Raw genomic sequence first — 17,430 nt, 5'->3', positions numbered from 1 at the left:
GCGACTTTATCCCGGGGCGGTATTCCTTGCCCCGAAAGGGTGCGTTCCGGCGTTGCGCTCTGCAGTGGCCCGCGTTATTCGCCCAGAACACAGAACCAGTGCCATCGCACCACGTGGTGCCCGCAGTAGCGGTCGACGACGCGCGCAGCCAGTTCCTGGTTGGCGTACATGTCCGAACGCCTGTCGACCCACACCATGGCCTCGTAGAGGTCGTCCGAGTCGCCGGTCAGGTCGAACTTGTCTAGCAGCGCATTGGCGAGCGCCCAGTTTGAAAATTCGTCGCCGCTCGCCGCCTGGTTGCGCAGCAGGTCGAGCCGGGACTGCGCCACGGCGGGCCGTGCAGGTTCGATCCGCGGCGTGACACTGACGGCCGGACTGTTCATTGCGAAGGTCAGCAGAACGCCGGAGACCACCGCCCCTGTAGCGAAGGAGCCGATGAGCTGCGTCCGCTGCGAGAGCCGAAGCATGATTGCGCGTTTTGCTGCGGACAGGCGCCGAACGGTGCGGTCGAACATGGCAAACCCTCTTGTTGTAGATATTGGTGCGCGAGCGTAGGCGTCCACCGCAGCCGCCGCGTCATCGGAAGCGATGACGCGGCGGCATACATCGTTCGCGTCAGGCCGTTCGTTCGAGGCCGCTCAATCCGCCAGGCGCGTCTGGTGCCGCGTCGGAGGTGTCGAGTGGTGCAGCAGGCGAAGCAGATCCCCTTGTCTCGACGTGCCGGTCTTGGAGTAGATCCTCTGCAGGTGGGTGCGAATGGTCGGCTCGCCCACGCCCAGCATGCCGGCGGCCTCGGTGCCGCCCAGGCCTTGCGACAGCGCCATCAGCACGCGCAGTTCGCCGCCGGTGAGCCCATGCAGCCGTCCAAAGGCCTCCCCAGGCATCAGCGGCGGCTGCACAGGGTCTTGCATGAACACGGCAACACTCGCCGCGAAGGGTGCGAGGACGCCGGCGCGCCGGCCATCGGCAATGGGCAGCAAGGTGGCGACGTAGCCCCCGCCGGTTCCATCGGGGATTCCGATCGCATGATCCATGGCGTGCATGTCGGCACCCTCGCGGCCTGAATCCCGGATCGCCTGCGTCAACGCGGCACGAGCCGCCGGATACACCGGGGACAACCGGTTGTCGACCAATCGCATTGCCGTGCCCGACCTGACCTGCCGCTCGGCCGCAGTGTTCATGTAGACCACGTGGCCATCGCGCGCCGCCAGGAAAACGCCCGCTGCCAGCCCGTCGAGGGTTCTCTTCAGCACATCGGAATTCAGCACCTGGATGTCGAGCGCATCGGAAATCGCCAGAGCGCGGCAGACATGCGGCGCAAGAAGCTTGAACAGGCCAAGGTCGCCCTGCTGGTAGTGCAGCGACTTGTCGCCGCGCGACGCGTGCAGGGAAGCCATGCGCTCGCCGGTGCGCAGCGCCGGAAACCACATGATGTCGAGCACGCCGTGCGGCTGCAGTACCTCGCGGTAGAAGCCGCTGTCATGCAGATGGAAACGCTCCATCGACAGCGCGCTCACGTCCCCGAGGTTCGAGAGGACATCCGCCGCGGCCATCGGGCTATCGGCGTACCGGGCGCCGAGCTTCTGCAGAAATTCCGGCTCATAGCCGAAGACGTACAACTGGTCGTTCTGGGTCTGCTTCAGGTCGTGCATGCAGATGCCGCCCGCAGCGCTGTCACAACGCTGCGCGATCATTTCGCATGTTGCAGCCCACCGCTGCGGATCGAGGGAGCAGTCGTAGATCGCACCGATCAGCTCCGACAGCTCGGCGGCGGGAATCTGTTCCGCGGCCGTCATCGCCCAGGGTACCTACACCACGCCCGCACCGGGAGCACAAGGTCCGTCAAATGCCATACGATGCGGGGCTGATTCATCGACGAATCGTAGGCAGGCGGGCTGCGTCGCGTAATAACCTAAACAGGTGATCAATTGAACGCAGGAGTTGAGCCCCCCGCCCAGCCTTCAATGCCCGATTGCACCGAGCAGATCTACGCGCTGTGGGACAAGCTCGCGAACTACCCCATCGGCGATGGCGATGAAGCGCTGGAGCACCTGCTCGGCAGCCTCTGTTCGATCTTCGGCGCGCACAACGCACTCTGGTCGGTGGTCGTGCGGCTGTCCAGCCCCGCGGTGGGCGACGCGCTGAACGGCTGGCGTCCGCTATACGTCCGGCTTTTGCGGCCCTTGCCGACGATGGCTGCTTCGGTGCAGGAGCAGTTCGACACCTTGTGGTCGCCGTCTATCGACCTCTCGCAGATCCTTGCGGTGGCCGGCGAGGAACCGTTCCGCACACAGTTGCTGTTTGAAGCGCTGCCTCCCGAGTGGTTCAACGGCCCCCACTACCAGCGCCACTACCTGGACGTCGGGCACGCGGACAGCATGTCGATGCGCTGCGCGATCAACGCCGATGTGCGGGTGCATCTTTTCATTTTCCGAAGCACGGAAGCTCCCCGGTTCTCATCGGCGGACAAGAAGCCTTTCGGCCTGGCGCTTCGCGGGCTGCGGTGGTTCTATCGCCAGCAATTGCTCAGCCACGGGCTCCTCATCGCGAACGCGCCGCTCACCGCAACGGAGCGCAGGGTCTTGCTGGGGCTGCTCGAAGGAAGGGCGGAGAAAGTGATCGCAGCCAATCTGGGCCAAAGCCCGAACACGACGCACATCCACGTGAAGTCGATCTATGCCAAGTTCGGCGTGCACAACCGGGCGGCGCTGACATCGCTCTGGCTCGGGCGCCTGCCCGAAGCCCGCTGATCCACATAGATCGATAGCTGCAGCTAAAGTCGATGCAACGCTTTCAAGGAGCATCGGCTTGACCCACGACGACAATACCTCCCGCCTGCCCACGTACTTCATCTCGCATGGCGGCGGCCCCTGGCCCTGGATGAAGAAAGAGATGGGCGGCGTCTACGACCGGCTGGCCGCCTCGCTGGCCGACATGCCGCGCCAGATCGGCCGCACGCCCGGCGCCATCCTCATGGTGTCGGCCCACTGGGAGGCGCCGGTTTTCACCGTGCAGGGCAACCCGCGCCCGCCGATGATCTACGACTACGGCGGCTTTCCGGCCCACACGTATGAAGTGCGCTACGACGCGCCCGGCTCGCCCCAGCTCGCGCAGCGCGTGCAGTCGCTCCTGACTGCGGCCGGGCTGCCGGCGGCCATCGACCCCGAGCGCGGCTTCGACCACGGCATGTTCTCGCCCATGGCGGCCATGTACCCGGACGCCAGCGTGCCGGTGGTGCAGCTCTCGCTCAAGCGCGGGCTCGACCCGGCGGAGCACCTGGCGCTCGGCCGCGCGCTCGCGCCGCTGCGCGGTGAAAACGTGCTCATCGTCGGCAGCGGCCTCAGCTATCACAACCTGCGCAACTTCGGCCCGCAGGCGCACGGCGTTTCAAAGGCATTCGGCGACTGGCTCGACGACACCTCCGTGCAGGCATCGCCGCAAGAGCGCGTGCAGCGGCTGCAGGACTGGGCTTCGGCCCCCTCGGCGCGCATGGCGCATCCGCGCGAGGAACACCTGATTCCGCTCATGGTGGCGGTCGGCGCGGCCGAGCAGGAGGCCGGCGAACGCATCTATCACGAAGACGACTTCATGGGCGGGCTCGTGGTGTCGAGCTATCGCTTTGGCGCGGCCGCCAGCTAGAAGAACCGCCAGTTGGCAGAATCGGGCGATGCCTTCCATCTCCGATTCGAATTCCACTCCAGAGTCAGACGCAGAAGCCCGCCTGCTCATCGAACGCATCGCCGCCGCCGGCACGCGCCACGACGTGATGCACGGCGGCGTCCGCGTCTGCTGGCGCCGCTTTGGCGCCGAAGAAGAAAGCGCCCATCCGCCGCTGGTGCTGCTGCACGGCGGCCACGGCAGCTGGATGCACTGGCTGCGCAACGTCGAGGCGCTTTCGGCCGGCCGCACGCTGTGGCTGCCCGACATGCCCGGCTTCAACGATTCGGATGCGCCGCCTCGCGCAGTCCCCGGCGAAGACCCGCTCGGGCCCTTGCTCGATGCGCTGGGCGGGTCGCTCGACCAGCTGATCGGCGCCGGCACGCCCATCGACCTTGGCGGCTTCTCCTTCGGCGGGCTCACCGCCGCGCGCTTTGCCGTGCGGCGCGGTGCCATCCGGCGCCTGGCGCTCGTCGGCAGCGGAGGCCACGGCACCATGCGGCGCATGGCGGTGCAAATGATCAACTGGCGCGCCGCACCCAACCGCGAGGAAGAACGCGCCGCGCTGCTGCACAACCTGGCCGCGCTCATGCTGCACGACAAGGCCGCCACCGACGCGCTGGCTTTCGAGATTCACGACATCTCCTGCCACGGCACGCGCTTTCGCAGCAAGGAGGTGTCGCAGGCCGGCGGGCTGCAGGCGGCGCTCGAATCCATCGGCGGGCCGCAACTGCTGCTGTGGGGCGAGTACGACGTCACCGCCGATCCGCGCCCGCTGGTGGCGCAACTCACGGCCGGGCAGCCTCAGCGCGAAGGCGTGGTGATCGACGGGGCAGGGCACTGGGCGCAGTACGAGCGCGCCGACGAGTTCAACCGGCTGCTGCTGCACTTTCTGGGCTGAGCGCTCGCAGCCGACGCCCCGCTATTGCTTCACCAACCCCAGCTTGCGGATCATGTCGCCCCACTGGTCGTAGGTGGTACGCGTGAGCTCGGCCAACTGCGCGGGGCTCGATGACTCGGCTTCGTAGGCACCCTGGCGAAAAAAGTCGCGCGTGGCGGGCATCGCCAGCACCTGCGCCAGCGCGGCGTTGAGCTTGGCGACCACGGGCGCCGGCATGCGCGCGGGCCCGAAGAAGCCGAGCCAGCTTGGCATGTCGACGCCGGCAATGCCTTGCTCGGTCATGGTGGGCACGTCGGGCAGCATTGCGCTGCGCTTTGGCGCGGCCACTGCCAGCATGCGGACCTTGCCGGTGGCGGTGTTCTGGATGGCGTTGGGCGCCGCATCGAAGTAGTACTGCACGCGGCCGGCAAGAAAGTCCTTCGCGGCGTCGGCGCCGCCCTTGTAGGGCACATGCACCACGTCCAGCCCCGCCTTCTGCGCGAAGGCCTCGCCGTAGATGTGCGACGAGGTGCCGGTGCCGAAGGACGCATAGCTCATCTTGCCGGGGTTGGCCTTGATGTAGGCCACGAGCTCCTGCACCGTGCGCGCCGGCACGCTCGCATGCACGGTCAGCACCAGCGGCCCGCGTGCGCCGAGCGAGATGGGCGTGAGGTCCTTGAACGGGTCGTAGCGCACCTGCGCCAGCGTCTGCGGGTTCTGCGCCACCACGGAAGAGGGCGCGTACATCATCGTGTAGCCGTCGGGGGCGGCGCGAATCACTTCCTCGGTGGCGAGGATGAAGCTCGCACCTGGCCGGTTCTCGACGATGACGGGTGTCTGCAGCACCTCGCCAAGCTTGTTGGCGACAAAGCGCGCTTGTGCGTCTGAGGCGCCACCTGCCGCAAGGCCGAGCACGATGCGGATGCTGCGACCCTTTTCAGGGAAAGCGGCGGGCTCGGCCGCGAGCGCGCCGGTCGGCACTGCAATTGCGCCAAGTGCGATGCCGAGGCCAAGGCACGCGGCCATGCGGCGGCGGATGAAGACGGGCGAGCGGTTCATTGCCTGGCCAACCCCACTTGCTGCACCATCGCGCCCCAGCGCTCGTAGCTCGACCGCGTGACGCTTGCAAACTCCTCCGGCGTGGAGGCGCCGGCTTCGTAGCCGCCGGAGCGATAGAACTCGCGCACCTGCGGCATCGCCAGCACCTGCGTGAGTGCGGCGTTGAGCCTGGCAACCACCGGGGCCGGCATGTGCGCCGGGCCATAGAAGCCGAGCCAGCTGGGCAGGTCGAGGCCCGTCACGCCTTGCTCGGCGAAGGTGGGCACGTCGGGCAGGGCGGCAATGCGCGCATTGGCGGCAATCGCCAGGATCTTCACCTTGCCGGTGCCCGCGGTGATGAGGGCCGACGAGGCCGAATCGAACATGTACTGCACGCGGCCGCCGATCAGGTCCTTGGCCGCGTCCGAGCCGCCCTTGTAGGGAATGTGCACCGCGTCGATGCCGGCCTTCTTCACAAAGGCCTCGCCGTAGATGTGCGACGAGGTGCCCGCGCCGAAGGAGGCGTAGCTCACCTTGCCGGGGTTGGCCTTCACGTAGGCGATGAGTTCCTTCACGTTGGCGGCCGGCACGGTGGTGCTCACCGACAGCACCAGCGGGCCGCGGCCGCCCATCGAGATGGCGGTGAAGTCCTTGAACGGGTCGTAGGGCACCTGCGAGAAGGTGTGCGGGTTCTGCGCCATGGTGGAAGAGGGCGCGTAGAGCAGCGTGTAGCCGTCGGGCAGCGCGCGCGCCACCTCGCTTGCGGCGAGCATGGTGCTGGCACCGGGCTTGTTGTCGACGATCACGCCGGTGCCCAGCACCTCGCCGAGCTTCTGCGCCACGATGCGCGCCTGCGCATCGGTGCCGCCGCCGGCGGTAAAGCCCACCACGATGCGTATCGGCTTGCCGCCGCGCACCGGAAAGTCTTGCGCCATTGCCAAGGGCGACAGGCCCAGCAGGGCCGCCGCGCCGAGCGCAGCGCCGAACGCACGGCGGGTGCCGCAGGATGTCTTCATCGATGTCTCCGTTTGGAATGTTCTTCTTATATTGATTTAGAAAACCAGAAAAATCCACATACTCTAGGGAATACCCCGAAGAAGTGCCATTTTTCGCGTTTTGAGTTTGACAAAATGAACATCGAAATCAAAATACGACGAAACAGCCCATCCAAGACACTCATCCATGAAAACTGTCGTCCGCACCGACGAGCGCATCCTCAGCTCCGACATCTTCGACCGCGACAGCCGCGTCAAGCGCCCTGACCACGGCACTTGGGCGGAGCCCGGCAAGAACATTCCGGTCTACCACCGTTGCGGCGTGCTGGTGGTGGGCGGCGGGCCTTCGGGCACGGCGGCGGCCGCGGCTGCCGCGCGTGCCGGTGCCGACGTGGCGCTGCTCGAGCGCTACAACCACCTGGGCGGCCTTTCCACCGGCGGCCTCGTGATCTGGATCGACCGCATGACCGACTGGGAAGGCAAGCTGGTGATCCGCGGCTTTGCCGAAGAACTGTTCGACCGCCTGCCGGCCGACGCCATTGCCGGACCGGCGCGCGAAGACTGGGGCTCGCAAGACGCGGCCAAGGCCGCGCACTGGTCGCAGCGCACGGCCGCTTATCACGGCGTGGTCACCTGGTCGCCCACCATCGACCCCGAGCGGCTCAAGCTGCTCTCGCAAGAGATCGTGCTGGAGCGCAAGGTCAAGCTCATCTACCACTCGTGGGCGGCCATTCCCATCGTGCAGGACGGCGCCGTGAAAGGCGTGGTCTTCGAGAGCAAGGAAGGCCGTATGGCGATCATGGCCGACGTGGTGGTCGACGCCACCGGCGACGGCGACCTGTTCGCGCGTGCCGGCGCCGCCTACGTGAACGACATCGAAGAGGCCGACGTGCACCACTGCATGAACACCTCGTGGCTCTTCGGCGGCGTGGACATGAACCGCTGGATCGAATTCAAGGCAGGCCAGCCCGAGGCGTTCACCGCCTTCATGGCACGCGGTCGCGAAGTGTGCGGCCTGTTCGAGCGGCCCTTCGTCTCGTGGCGCAACGACGTGGCGCTGTTCATGGGGCCGCGCCAGTCAGGCTACTCGGCGCTGGATGTGGACGACCTCACGGCCGTGGAAGTGCGCTCGCACCGCGCGATGGCCGCGCACCTGGACTACTTCAAGGCGCACGCGCCGGGCTTCGAAGATGCCTACCTGATGCTCAGCGCGCCGCAGATCGGCGTGCGCCATGCGCGGCGCCTCTCCGGCGTGGGCGCGGTGCTGCGCAGCCAGTGGCCCGACGGCGTGGCGCTGGCCGACGAAGTGGGCGTGACGCCCGCGGTGTCGCCCAAGTTTCCGAACATCTCCATTCCCTACGGCGCGCTGGTGCCGCAGCAGCTCGACGGCCTGGTGGCTTGCGGGCGCCATATTTCATGCGACCGCAACTCGCACGGCTTCATGCGCGAGATTCCGCAGTGCTGGATCACCGGGCAGGCGGCCGGCGTGGCGGCGGCGCTGGCCTCGCAGGGCGGCATCGAGCCGCGCTTTGTCGATGTGGGCGCGCTGCAATCGGCGTTGCTGGCGCAGGGCGTGTACCTGCGCGCCGGTGCCGGGCAGGGCGTGCATGCGCCGGTAGCCGCAGCCGAAGCCGGCGCCTGAATGCCCCGCCATGAGCCCAGCCGACCTGTCCCGCGAGCCTCTACATTGCAGAGTCTTGAGTCTTGCAACGGGTTCTTCCATGTCCACTGAAAAAAACGACACCTCTTTTTCCGCATCCGAAGCCGCCGCCGATGCGCGCGGCGACCGCTCCGACACTGTGAGCGCGCTGGAGCGCGGCATCTCGGTGCTGCGCTGCTTCAGCGAAGAGCGGCCCGTGCTGGGCCACGCAGACATCGCGCGCATGACCGGCATTCCGCGGCCCACGGTCAACCGGCTCGTCGCCACGCTGCTCTCCATGGGCATGCTCAAGGCCGCGCAGGTGGCCGACCGCTTCATGCTCGGCCCGGGCGTGGTTTCGCTCTCGCGCGTGTTCCTCGGCAGCCTCGACGTGCGCGCCGCGGCGCGGCCCAGCATGCAGGCCATGGCGGAGGAGGTGGGCGCCTCGGTTTACCTAGCGATACGCGACGGCATGGAGATGGTGCTGATTGAAGCCTGCCGGCCGCGCTCGTCGATGCTCTCGGCCCGGCTCGACGTGGGCTCGCGCGCACCGCTGGCCAATTCAGCATTGGGTCGTGCGTACCTTTCGGCGCTGCCCGAGGCGCAGCGCAACCAGCTCATCGATTCGATGCGCCTCTTGCGCGGCCCCGAGTGGGACAGCATTGCGCCCGCCATGACGCGCGCCATCGGCGAAGCGCGGCGGCTGGGCTACTGCCTCTCGCTCGGAGAGTTTCATCGCGAGATCAATTCGGTGTCGGTGCCCCTCATTGGCCCCGACGGCGAAGTGATGTCGCTCAACGGCGGCGGTGCGGCCTTCGTGTTTACCGAAGAGCGCCTGCGCAACGAACTGGCACCGCGCCTGCACGACATTGCGCTGACCATTGCGCGCGACATCGGCGGGCATGTGCCGACGCCTACGCCTTCACCGGGTTAGCAGGGCCGGCGCGGCCCGACCCCCCACGACAACACAAGAACGGAGACACAGGTCATGTACCTGAGCGATGAAGAAAAAGCCATGATGGACGGCCATGACGGACCGGCCGTGCAGAAGGCGATGGACCTCTTGATGCGCTACGGCGAAGCGCTGGGCGCCGAGCGCCTGGTGGAAACGCGCAACGTCTGCGCCACCATCACCTCGACGACGCCGTTCCAGCGCGACTTCGCGCTTGCCAAGGGCGGCGGCATGGATGCGGTGTTCTCCGAGTTCAGCCTCGACAGCCAGGAGACCGTCGAGATTCCGAAGTTCAAGGTCTTCACCAGCCACCTGCAACTGGGCTTCGACCCCGGCCAGCCCGAACGCATGGGCGTGAGCGAGGAGATCGTGCAGTTCTACAACAAGAGCGAGCGCCATGCGGCGGGGCTCGGCGCGCAGATCATGAACACCTGCACGCCCTACCAGGTGGGGAACATTCCCACGCGCGGCGAGCACTGCGCGTGGATGGAATCGTCGGCCGTGGTGTATTGCAACTCGGTGCTCGGCGCGCGCACCAATACCGAAGGGCGCGAGAGCACCGGCGCGGCCATGCTCACGGGGCGCATTCCGTATTGGGGCTACCACCTCGACGAGAACCGCCGCGCCACCCATGTGGTCGAGCTCGACGTCGAGGTCGAATCGGTGCAGGACTGGGGCTTGCTCGGCTACTACATCGGCGAGCATGTGCAAGAGCGCGTGCCGGTGGTGCACAGCAAGCGCGGCATTGCCCGCGTGCCCAACCTGCCGCGGCTCAAGCACTTTGGCGCGGCGGCGTCGTCTTCAGGCGGCGTGGAGATGTACCACATTGCCGGCGTTACGCCAGAGGCGCTCACGCTGGAGCAAGCGCTCGGCGGCCGTGCGCCGGTGGAGGTGCTGCGTTTTGGCGAGGCCGAGCGACGCGCCACCTACGAGAAGATCAACTCGACGGGCAAGGAGGCCGAGGTGCAGTACGTGATGCTCGGCTGCCCGCACTACACCATCGAGCAGATCTGGGAAGCCGCGCAGCTGATCGAAGGGCGCAAGGTGCACCCGGATTGCGAGCTGTGGATCTTCACGCCGCGCGCCATAAAGTCGCTGGCCGACCGCAACGGCTACACCAGGATCATCGAGGACGCGGGCGGCATCATCATGTCGGACAGCTGCTCCGCCATGAGCCGCGCCGTGCCCAAGGGCACGAAGACCGTGGCGCTCGACTCGGCCAAGCAGGCGCACTACCTGCCCGCCATTCTTGGCGTGCAGGCGTGGTTCGGCAGTACGGCGGAATGCATCGATGCGGCGTGCACCGGGCGGTGGAATGGAGGCTACGCATGAACGATGCAGCCATCACCGAACAAGTCATCGTCATCCGCGGCCGCAAGGTAGTCGGCGGCGTGGCCGAAGGCGAGGCCCTGGTCACGCGCGACCGCATTTCGGGCTGGGGCGGCATCGATCCGCGCACCGGCACCGTCATCGAAACGCGGCACGAGCTGCGCGGCCAGAGCTTTGCGGGCAAGGTGCTGGTGTTTCCGGGGGCCAAGGGCTCGTCGGGCTGGTCGGCCATGTTTCACATGACGCGGCTCATGAACTCCGCGCCCGCGGCCTTCTTGTTCAACGAGATGACCACCAAGATGGCGCTGGGCGCCGTGGTCACGCACTCGCCTTCGATGACCGATTTCGAGCGCGACCCGCTCGAGTGCATCGAGACCGGAGACTGGGTGCGCGTGGACGCCGACCGCGGCGTAGTCGAGATCACCAAGAAAAAAACCCCCGGAGACCGCCCATGACCACCCGCCCCCTGCGCAGCAACTTTCCGCGCGGCTCTTATCTTTGGTCGGTGCGCAATGCGCACTGGCGCGCGCTCGGCATTCCGGAAGAAGACTGCGAGAAGCCGAAGATCGCCATCGTCAACAGCTCGTCGGAACTGGCCGCATGCTTCAGCCACCTCGACAAGGTGGCAGCGGAAATCAAGACCGCAATCCGCGCCGCGGGCGGCGTGCCGTTCGAGATTCGCACGGCAGCGCCCAGCGACTTCATCACCGGCGCGGGCGCACGCGGCGCCTACATGCTCGGTGCGCGTGACCTGGTCACCAACGACATCGAGGTGGCCGTGGAGGGCGCACAGCTCGACGGCATGGTGTGCCTCACCTCCTGCGACAAGACCGTGCCGGGCCAGCTCATGGCAGCCGCGCGGCTCAACATTCCGACATTGCTCGTGCCCTGCGGCTACCAGCCCAGCGGCGAGTACCGCGGCAAGCACATGGACATCGAGGAAGTGTTCATCGGCGCGATGCACGCGGTCACGGGCCACCTTCCGGTCGAAGAACTCGTGGGCATGAGCCGGGAGGCAATTCGCGGGCCGGGCGTGTGCTCGGGCCTGGGCACGGCCAACTCGATGCACATCGTCTGCGAAGCGCTCGGCCTGGCCTTGCCGGGCAGCGCGCCGGTGGCCGCGCTGAGCCCGAAGATGATGGCCGACGTGCGCGCGGCCGGCACGCGCATCGTGCAGATGGTGTGGGACGACCTCAAGCCGCGCGACATCCTCACGCCCGGCGCCTTTGCCAACGCGGTGCGTGCGGTGCTGGCCATCGGCGCCTCGCTCAACACGGCCAAGCACTTGCAGGCGGTGTCGACCGAGGGCGAGTGCGGCGTCGATGTGTACGGCCTGTTCGAAAGCCTCGGCCCCACGACGCCGGTGCTGGCCGGCGTGCGGCCGATCGGCGAGCACAGCATCGAAGCCTTCGAGGCGGCGGGCGGTTGCCGCGCGCTGATGAAGCAGCTTGCACCGTTGCTCGACACGAGCGCGCCCACCGTTACGGGTGGCACCGTGGCCGACAACCTGCAGAGCGTTGAAGTCGCCGACCCAGAGGTGATTCGCCCCATCGATCGCCCGGTCGCGCCGCATCCCGCCATCGTGCTGCTGCGCGGCAACCTCGCGCCCGAGTCCGGTCTCATCAAGACCGGCATCGTGGAACGCAAGGTGCGCAGCTTCACAGGCCCGGCCGTGTGCTTCTGGACCTCGGACGCCGCCATCGCCGCGCTGAAGAAAGGCGAGATCGTGCCGGGCCAGGTGGTTGTGATGCGCGGCGCCGGTGCCTGCGGCGGACCGGCGATGGGCGGCGGCGCGTCGCGCGTGGTGTTTGCCATCGACGGCGCGGGCCTGGGCGACCAGGTCGCGATCCTGACTGACGGGCACCTTTCGGGCCTGGTCTGCAAGGGACTCGTGGTGGCCGAGGTGTCGCCCGAAGCTGCGCTCGGCGGCCCGCTCGGGCTGGTGCGCGATGGCGACATGATCACCATCGACCTGGACGCGCGCCGCCTCGACATTGCATTGACCGATGCGGAACTGCAGGCGCGCCGCGCCGACTGGCAGGCGCCGCCGCCCGCCTTCGATACCGGCTGGCTGCAGCAGTACCGGCGCAATGTGAGCCCGCTGTCCAAGGGCGCCGTGCTCGTGCGCACCGAACGGCCCCAGCCCTCGAGCTAGCAACACTTTTACCCCGGCCTTCGCCGACCGGCGCGCACCCCCGTGCGCACCCGGTGGCGCAGCCCTGCGCGCGTTCCGAGTTTTTCAACCAAAGAGAAGAAGCAGGAGACAAGAGAACCATGAAGAAGATCTTGATGTGGTCAGCGCTGGGGCTTGCGAGCAGCGGCGCCGCGCATGCGCAATCCACGGTGACCGTGTTCGGCGTGATGGACCTCGGCATCCAGTACACCAATGGCGATGGCGGCGGCTCGGTCAAGGCGCTGTCCAACGGCGGCCTCTCGACCAGCCGGCTCGGATTTCGCGGCACCGAAGACCTGGGCGGCGGCCTGCGCGCGGGCTTCTGGCTCGAAGGCAGCCTGAACCCCGACACCGGTACCGGCCGCGCGAGCAACAGCAACAACCAGACGAGCGGTGCGGGAACGGCCGGGCCGATCACCTTCGACCGCATGTCTTTCGTGAGCCTTTCGCACCAGAAGGTGGGTGAACTGCGCCTGGGCCGCGACTTCATTCCCACGCACTACAACAGCATCTACTTCGATCCCTTCAATGCCAACGGCGTGGCGCGCGCGGGCAACCTCACGTTTGCCGGTGCGGGTACCGGGCCGCTGCCCACCGGCATCACGGGCAGCAACACGGTGAGCTACTGGCTGCCGGCCAAGCTCGGCGGCTTCTACGGCATGGCGATGATCGGCACGGGGGAGAACAACTCCACCGCGCCGAATCGGGACGACGGCAACTTTGCCGGCGCGCGCTTCGGCTTTGCCTCGGGCGCGTTCGACATTGCCGCCGCCGTGACGCGCACCCACTACGACGCCACTGCCACCATCGGCAACTACACGCACGCCAACATCGGCGGCACGTGGGACGCAGGGTTTGCGAAGTTCTTCGCGCTCTACAACAAGGTAACGGTGAAGCTCGCCGCAGGCACGGTGCGCAAGAACACCGCCGAGATCGGCGCGCACATTCCGGCTTTCGAGGTCGGCCGCATCCGCGTGAGCTACGCCTACCTGAACGACCGCAGCGACGAGAGCCTGCGCAATGCCAACGGCATGCCGCGCAACCGCGACGATGCGCGGCAGTTCGGCATCGGCTACGTGCACAACCTCTCCAAACGCACCGCGCTCTACGGCACCTACGCGCGGCTCATGAACAGCGGCCAGGCGCGCTATGTCGTCAGCGGCGGCGTGGCACCGGCCGGTGGCCGCCGCTCGTCGGGCTGGGAGCTTGGCGTGCGGCATCTCTTCTGAATAAGGAGCAAAAAATGCGACGCAGAAACCTGACGCTGGCGGCCCTTGCAGCCGGCGGTTCGCTGGCCATGCTGCCCGGCGCGGCGGCTTGGAGCGCGGAGACCTATCCAGACAAGCCGCTGCGCCTGATCGTCGGCTTTGCACCCGGAGGCGGCGCCGACGCGCTCACGCGCATCATTGCGGAGGGGCTGTCGAAGCAGCTCGGCCAGCAGGTGATCGTGGAGAACAGGCCCGGCGCCGACGGCGTGCTCGCGGCGCAGGCCACGTCATCGGCCAAGCCCGACGGCTACACGCTGCTGATGGGCACCAACACCGCGATGGTGGCGGCGCCCACGCTGCGCCCCACGCCGCCTTACGACCCGTTCAAGGCCTTCACGCCTATCAGCTCGGCCGGCCAGTTCTCGATGTTCCTGGTGGTGCCTTCGAGCCTGCCGGCGAAGAGCGTGAACGAGTTGCTGGCCTTGGTCGCGGCCAAGCCCGGCGCCTACAACTCGGCCTCGAGCAACAGCGCCTCGGAGCTGGCCATGCTGCAGCTGCTGGGCGAACGCAAGGTGGTGAACGCCCGCTACAAGGGCGACATGCAAGCCATGACCGACCTGCTCGGCGGCCAGATCCACATGATGTTCACCACCGGCACGCTGGCGCCGGGTTTCGTGAAGGAAGGGCGCATTCGCGCGCTGGTCACGCTGCTGCCGCAGCGCAGCGCCTTGCTGCCCGACGTGCCCACCGGCAGCGAGCTGGGGCTGGGCAAGCTCACCATCACGCCCTGGGCCGGCTTCTTCGGGCCGCCGGGGTTGCCGCAGGCCATTACCGACAAGCTGTCGCAGGAACTGCAGAACACGCTGAAGCGGCAGGACGTGCATGCGCAGCTGGTGCAGCAGGGCTTCGAGGGTTACGGCATGAGCCCCGCGAAGTTCGCCGAATTCTTCCGCGCGCAGTACGAGGCCTTCGGCGCTACCGTGCGGCAGCACAACGTGAAGTTCGAATAGCGGCGGTTGCGGCTCAGAGGCCGATCGAGCGCGCGTTGTTGCGCCAGAACGCCGCATCCGGAAACGAGCCCGCGCCGGCCGTTGCGTTGTCGGCCATATGCTCGGCGCGGCTGGTGCCGGGAATGGTGCAGGTCACGGCAGGGTGGCTCAGTACGAACTTCAGCAGCACCTGGGCCCAGCTCGTGCAGCCGATCTCGGCGGCCCATGCCGGCAGCGGCTTGTCCCGCAGCCTGCGCAGGAGGCCCCCACCGCCGAAGGGCATGTTGACGATCACCGCCACGCCGCGTTCGGCCGCGAGCGGCAGCAGGCGCTGCTCGGCCTCGCGCGCGTCGATCGAATAATTGATCTGCAGGAAGTCGAGCTTCTCGGCGCGCAGCACGGCCTCGACCTCGTCGTAAGCCGAGGCGGTGTAGTGCGTAATGCCGATGTAGCGCACGCGGCCCTTGTCCTTCCAGCCGCGCAGTGTGGAAAGATGGGTTTTCCAGTCGACCAGGTTGTGCACCTGCATCAGGTCCATGCGCTGGGTGCGCAGCCGCGCGAAAGACTGCTCCATTTGCGCAATGCCGGCCTCGCGGCCCGATGTCCAGACCTTGGTCGCAAGAAAAGCCTTGTTCTCGCGCTGCTTCGATGAGGCCAGCAGTTCTCCGGTGGTTTCCTCAGAGCGTCCATACATCGGCGAACTGTCGATCACCTTGCCGCCGGCAGCGAAGAGGGCGTCGAGCACACCCGGCAGGCGCTTGTATTCGTCGGTACCGGGGCGCTGGTCGAACCCGATCCAGGTGCCGCAGCCGACAACCGGCAGGGCCTCCTGGGTGGAAGGAATAGGGCGGGTGTTCATGGTCATCGCAGGCCTGCCTTGTTGCTGTGCGAAGGAGGGGAGCGCGGCACCGGCGCAGAGTGCGGCGCCTAGCCTGAGCAGCCGGGCGCGGGTGATGGGGAGGTGTGGGGCGTTCGTGAGTGGCGTCACGAATCAAATTTTGCGCCGTAGCCGTTTACTCGGCGCTTGATGGGGCTATCTTGGGGGCGTTGTTCAATGGCGCGTTGCTTCAGGGCGGCGCACCCGCCGACGGGGTACCTTGCTCCGCGAATGTCCCCCGGGGCTGCGCCCCTCCTCCTTTATTTCGCTGCGCAAGGCACCCCATCGACGTGTGCGTCATACGCGCTGGTCGTTGATCAGCGGTGGACCGAGAGCGTGCCCAAGTGCACAGGGCATCGGGTGCTCCGCGCAGCGAAATAAAGGAGGAGGCCGCAGGCCGGGGGACATTCGCGGAGGGGAGTACCCGGTGGCCTTTGCACACGCCCTGAAAAAGAACTTACCCCGGCACGCAGAAAGAACTCAACGCAAATAGCGCCCGTCAGCCTTCAGCATAGACAGTTCAGAAAAGGTCAGCCCCCGGTGCTCCCCCGGCCGGTAAGACACAGCAATCCCGCCAATGTCCAGCGTCTTGAACGACTCGAGACCCTTGTGCAGTGAATCGGCCGTCGGGTTCGCGCCCGCCCGCTTCAGGCCTTCGACCATCACCTTGGCCGCCACATAGCCCTCGAGGCTGGCGTAGCTGAACTCCGTTGCGCCGATCTTCTTCATGGCCGCCTGGTACTCGGCAATCACCGGCATCGCGCTGTTCCACGGGTAGGGCACGACCTGCGAAATGACCACGCCGGCTGAGTCCTTCTTGATGTCCTGGAACAGCTTCTGGCCGTTCAGGAAAGAGAACGAATAGAAAGCCGTTTCGCCACCCGCCGCGCGGTAGGCGGTGATGAACTTGGCCGCCACGTCGTTCGTGGCCGACAGCACCACGGCCTTGGGCTTGAGCTTGACCAGTTCCGCCGCGCGCTCGGCCGCGTCGGAGCCGTCGTTCTTGATTGCCACGCTGCCGACCATTTTTTCGCCGCGCTCGGCAATGAATTTTTGCGTGCTCTCCATCGCCGAGCGCGCGCCCGGGTTGTCGTTGTGCGCAAAGGCGATGCGCGAGAGGCCGATGGTGAACAGGTGGTTCACGATGCGGCTGTATTCCTCGTCGAAGCTGATGCGCACCGGAAAACCGTATTCCGACGGTTTAACCACCGGCGCAGCGCCCGTGTACGAGCCTACGACCGGAATCTTGAGCTCGTTGGCAGCCTTCAAGGCGCCAACCGCCGACGACGTGCCGATGGGCATCAGGATGCCCACGGCGCCGTCTTTCGCAAAAGTCTTCACGTTCTCGGCGCCCTTGGCGGGGTCGTAGGCATCGTCGAGTTGGCGCAGCTCGATGGGCCGGCCGTTCACGCCGCCATTGGCATTCACCGCGGTGAACAGGGCGCGAATGCCGACCAGCGGCTCGGTCGACAGCGTGGCCAGCGGCCCGGTCTGCACATAGGTCTGGCCGATCAGGAGCGGCTTGGTTTGTGCGTTCGCAGCAGGCAATGCTGCAACAAGAAGGGTGACGAAGGCCGAAGCCAGCAAATGAATCTTTTTGTATTGCATGGTCACAAATTGTTTGTTCTGCCATCTTAAGAGGCAAGGCGCTTTGGGTAAATCGCTATTTGTCCCGTGCTGGTTGCGGCTCATG

At 66.8% G+C, this 17,430-nt stretch carries 16 protein-coding genes; 10 read left to right on the top strand and 6 right to left on the bottom strand.

From position 1 onward, the window contains the following. Positions 1 to 74: 74 nt before the first annotated feature. On the bottom strand, positions 75 to 515 hold the full coding sequence (locus V9L21_RS18510; protein WP_337314353.1) for a hypothetical protein: 441 nt from the start codon (positions 513 to 515) through the stop codon (positions 75 to 77). A gap of 123 nt (positions 516 to 638) precedes the next feature. Beyond that, positions 639 to 1,796: a helix-turn-helix transcriptional regulator gene (locus tag V9L21_RS18505; RefSeq protein WP_337314351.1), complete on the bottom strand. Its 1,158-nt coding sequence runs from the start codon at positions 1,794 to 1,796 to the stop codon at positions 639 to 641. 168 nt (positions 1,797 to 1,964) lie between these two features. Here V9L21_RS18505 and V9L21_RS18500 point away from each other — a divergent pair, with 168 nt between their 5' ends. The 3 genes from V9L21_RS18500 to V9L21_RS18490 are packed head-to-tail and all read left to right on the top strand — an operon-like array spanning position 1,965 to position 4,558. Then, positions 1,965 to 2,750, top strand: a complete 786-nt coding sequence (locus V9L21_RS18500) for a helix-turn-helix transcriptional regulator (RefSeq protein ID WP_337314349.1) — start codon at positions 1,965 to 1,967, stop codon at positions 2,748 to 2,750. A 58-nt stretch (positions 2,751 to 2,808) separates the two neighbouring features. Continuing rightward, positions 2,809 to 3,639, top strand: coding sequence for a DODA-type extradiol aromatic ring-opening family dioxygenase (locus tag V9L21_RS18495; RefSeq protein WP_337314347.1), 831 nt, complete (start codon positions 2,809 to 2,811; stop codon positions 3,637 to 3,639). Between the two features lie 28 nt (positions 3,640 to 3,667). Beyond that, positions 3,668 to 4,558 carry an alpha/beta fold hydrolase gene (locus V9L21_RS18490; protein WP_337314345.1) on the top strand — a complete coding sequence of 297 codons (891 nt, stop codon included), beginning with the start codon at positions 3,668 to 3,670 and terminating at the stop codon, positions 4,556 to 4,558. A 21-nt stretch (positions 4,559 to 4,579) separates the two neighbouring features. Here V9L21_RS18490 and V9L21_RS18485 read toward each other — a convergent pair whose 3' ends face one another. Together V9L21_RS18485 and V9L21_RS18480 are read right to left on the bottom strand one after the other, a co-directional pair. Further along, positions 4,580 to 5,596 (bottom strand): Bug family tripartite tricarboxylate transporter substrate binding protein, encoded by a 1,017-nt coding sequence (locus tag V9L21_RS18485; protein ID WP_337314343.1) that lies wholly within the window; start codon positions 5,594 to 5,596, stop codon positions 4,580 to 4,582. Then, positions 5,593 to 6,591, bottom strand: coding sequence for a Bug family tripartite tricarboxylate transporter substrate binding protein (locus V9L21_RS18480; RefSeq protein ID WP_337314341.1), 999 nt, complete (start codon positions 6,589 to 6,591; stop codon positions 5,593 to 5,595). The genes V9L21_RS18485 and V9L21_RS18480 overlap by 4 nt, the downstream gene beginning before the upstream one ends. Before the next feature lie 166 nt (positions 6,592 to 6,757). Between V9L21_RS18480 and V9L21_RS18475 the strand changes: the two genes are divergently transcribed. The 7 genes from V9L21_RS18475 (at position 6,758) to V9L21_RS18445 (ending at position 14,881) form a co-directional block, all read left to right on the top strand. Further along, on the top strand, positions 6,758 to 8,212 hold the full coding sequence (locus V9L21_RS18475; protein WP_337314339.1) for an FAD-dependent oxidoreductase: 1,455 nt from the start codon (positions 6,758 to 6,760) through the stop codon (positions 8,210 to 8,212). A 79-nt stretch (positions 8,213 to 8,291) separates the two neighbouring features. After that, positions 8,292 to 9,143 carry an IclR family transcriptional regulator gene (locus tag V9L21_RS18470; RefSeq protein ID WP_337314337.1) on the top strand — a complete coding sequence of 284 codons (852 nt, stop codon included), beginning with the start codon at positions 8,292 to 8,294 and terminating at the stop codon, positions 9,141 to 9,143. Positions 9,144 to 9,197: 54 nt separating this feature from the next. Beyond that, positions 9,198 to 10,493 (top strand): aconitase X catalytic domain-containing protein, encoded by a 1,296-nt coding sequence (locus V9L21_RS18465; RefSeq protein ID WP_337314335.1) that lies wholly within the window; start codon positions 9,198 to 9,200, stop codon positions 10,491 to 10,493. Continuing rightward, positions 10,490 to 10,945, top strand: a complete 456-nt coding sequence (locus tag V9L21_RS18460; RefSeq protein WP_337314333.1) for an aconitase X swivel domain-containing protein — start codon at positions 10,490 to 10,492, stop codon at positions 10,943 to 10,945. The genes V9L21_RS18465 and V9L21_RS18460 overlap by 4 nt, the downstream gene beginning before the upstream one ends. Then, the gene (ilvD, locus tag V9L21_RS18455) at positions 10,942 to 12,645 is read left to right on the top strand and encodes a dihydroxy-acid dehydratase (protein ID WP_337314331.1); all 1,704 of its coding nucleotides are present in this window, start codon (positions 10,942 to 10,944) and stop codon (positions 12,643 to 12,645) included. Before V9L21_RS18460 ends, ilvD begins: the two co-directional genes overlap by 4 nt. A gap of 119 nt (positions 12,646 to 12,764) precedes the next feature. Continuing rightward, entirely contained in the window at positions 12,765 to 13,892 is a 1,128-nt protein-coding gene (locus V9L21_RS18450; RefSeq protein ID WP_337314329.1) for a porin, read from the top strand. Positions 13,893 to 13,906: 14 nt separating this feature from the next. Then, the gene (locus V9L21_RS18445; protein WP_337314327.1) at positions 13,907 to 14,881 is read left to right on the top strand and encodes a Bug family tripartite tricarboxylate transporter substrate binding protein; all 975 of its coding nucleotides are present in this window, start codon (positions 13,907 to 13,909) and stop codon (positions 14,879 to 14,881) included. A 13-nt stretch (positions 14,882 to 14,894) separates the two neighbouring features. Here the strand turns inward: V9L21_RS18445 and V9L21_RS18440 are convergent, their stop codons facing one another. Together V9L21_RS18440 and V9L21_RS18435 are read right to left on the bottom strand one after the other, a co-directional pair. After that, positions 14,895 to 15,815 (bottom strand): aldo/keto reductase, encoded by a 921-nt coding sequence (locus V9L21_RS18440; protein WP_443305171.1) that lies wholly within the window; start codon positions 15,813 to 15,815, stop codon positions 14,895 to 14,897. Positions 15,816 to 16,217: 402 nt separating this feature from the next. Continuing rightward, positions 16,218 to 17,345 (bottom strand): ABC transporter substrate-binding protein, encoded by a 1,128-nt coding sequence (locus tag V9L21_RS18435; protein ID WP_337314323.1) that lies wholly within the window; start codon positions 17,343 to 17,345, stop codon positions 16,218 to 16,220. Between the last annotated feature and the right edge of the window lie 85 nt (positions 17,346 to 17,430).

The sequence above is a fragment of the Variovorax sp. CCNWLW235 genome (assembly GCF_037204085.1).
Classification (GTDB): domain Bacteria; phylum Pseudomonadota; class Gammaproteobacteria; order Burkholderiales; family Burkholderiaceae_C; genus Variovorax.
This window is presented reverse-complemented; position numbering and strand designations above follow the sequence as displayed.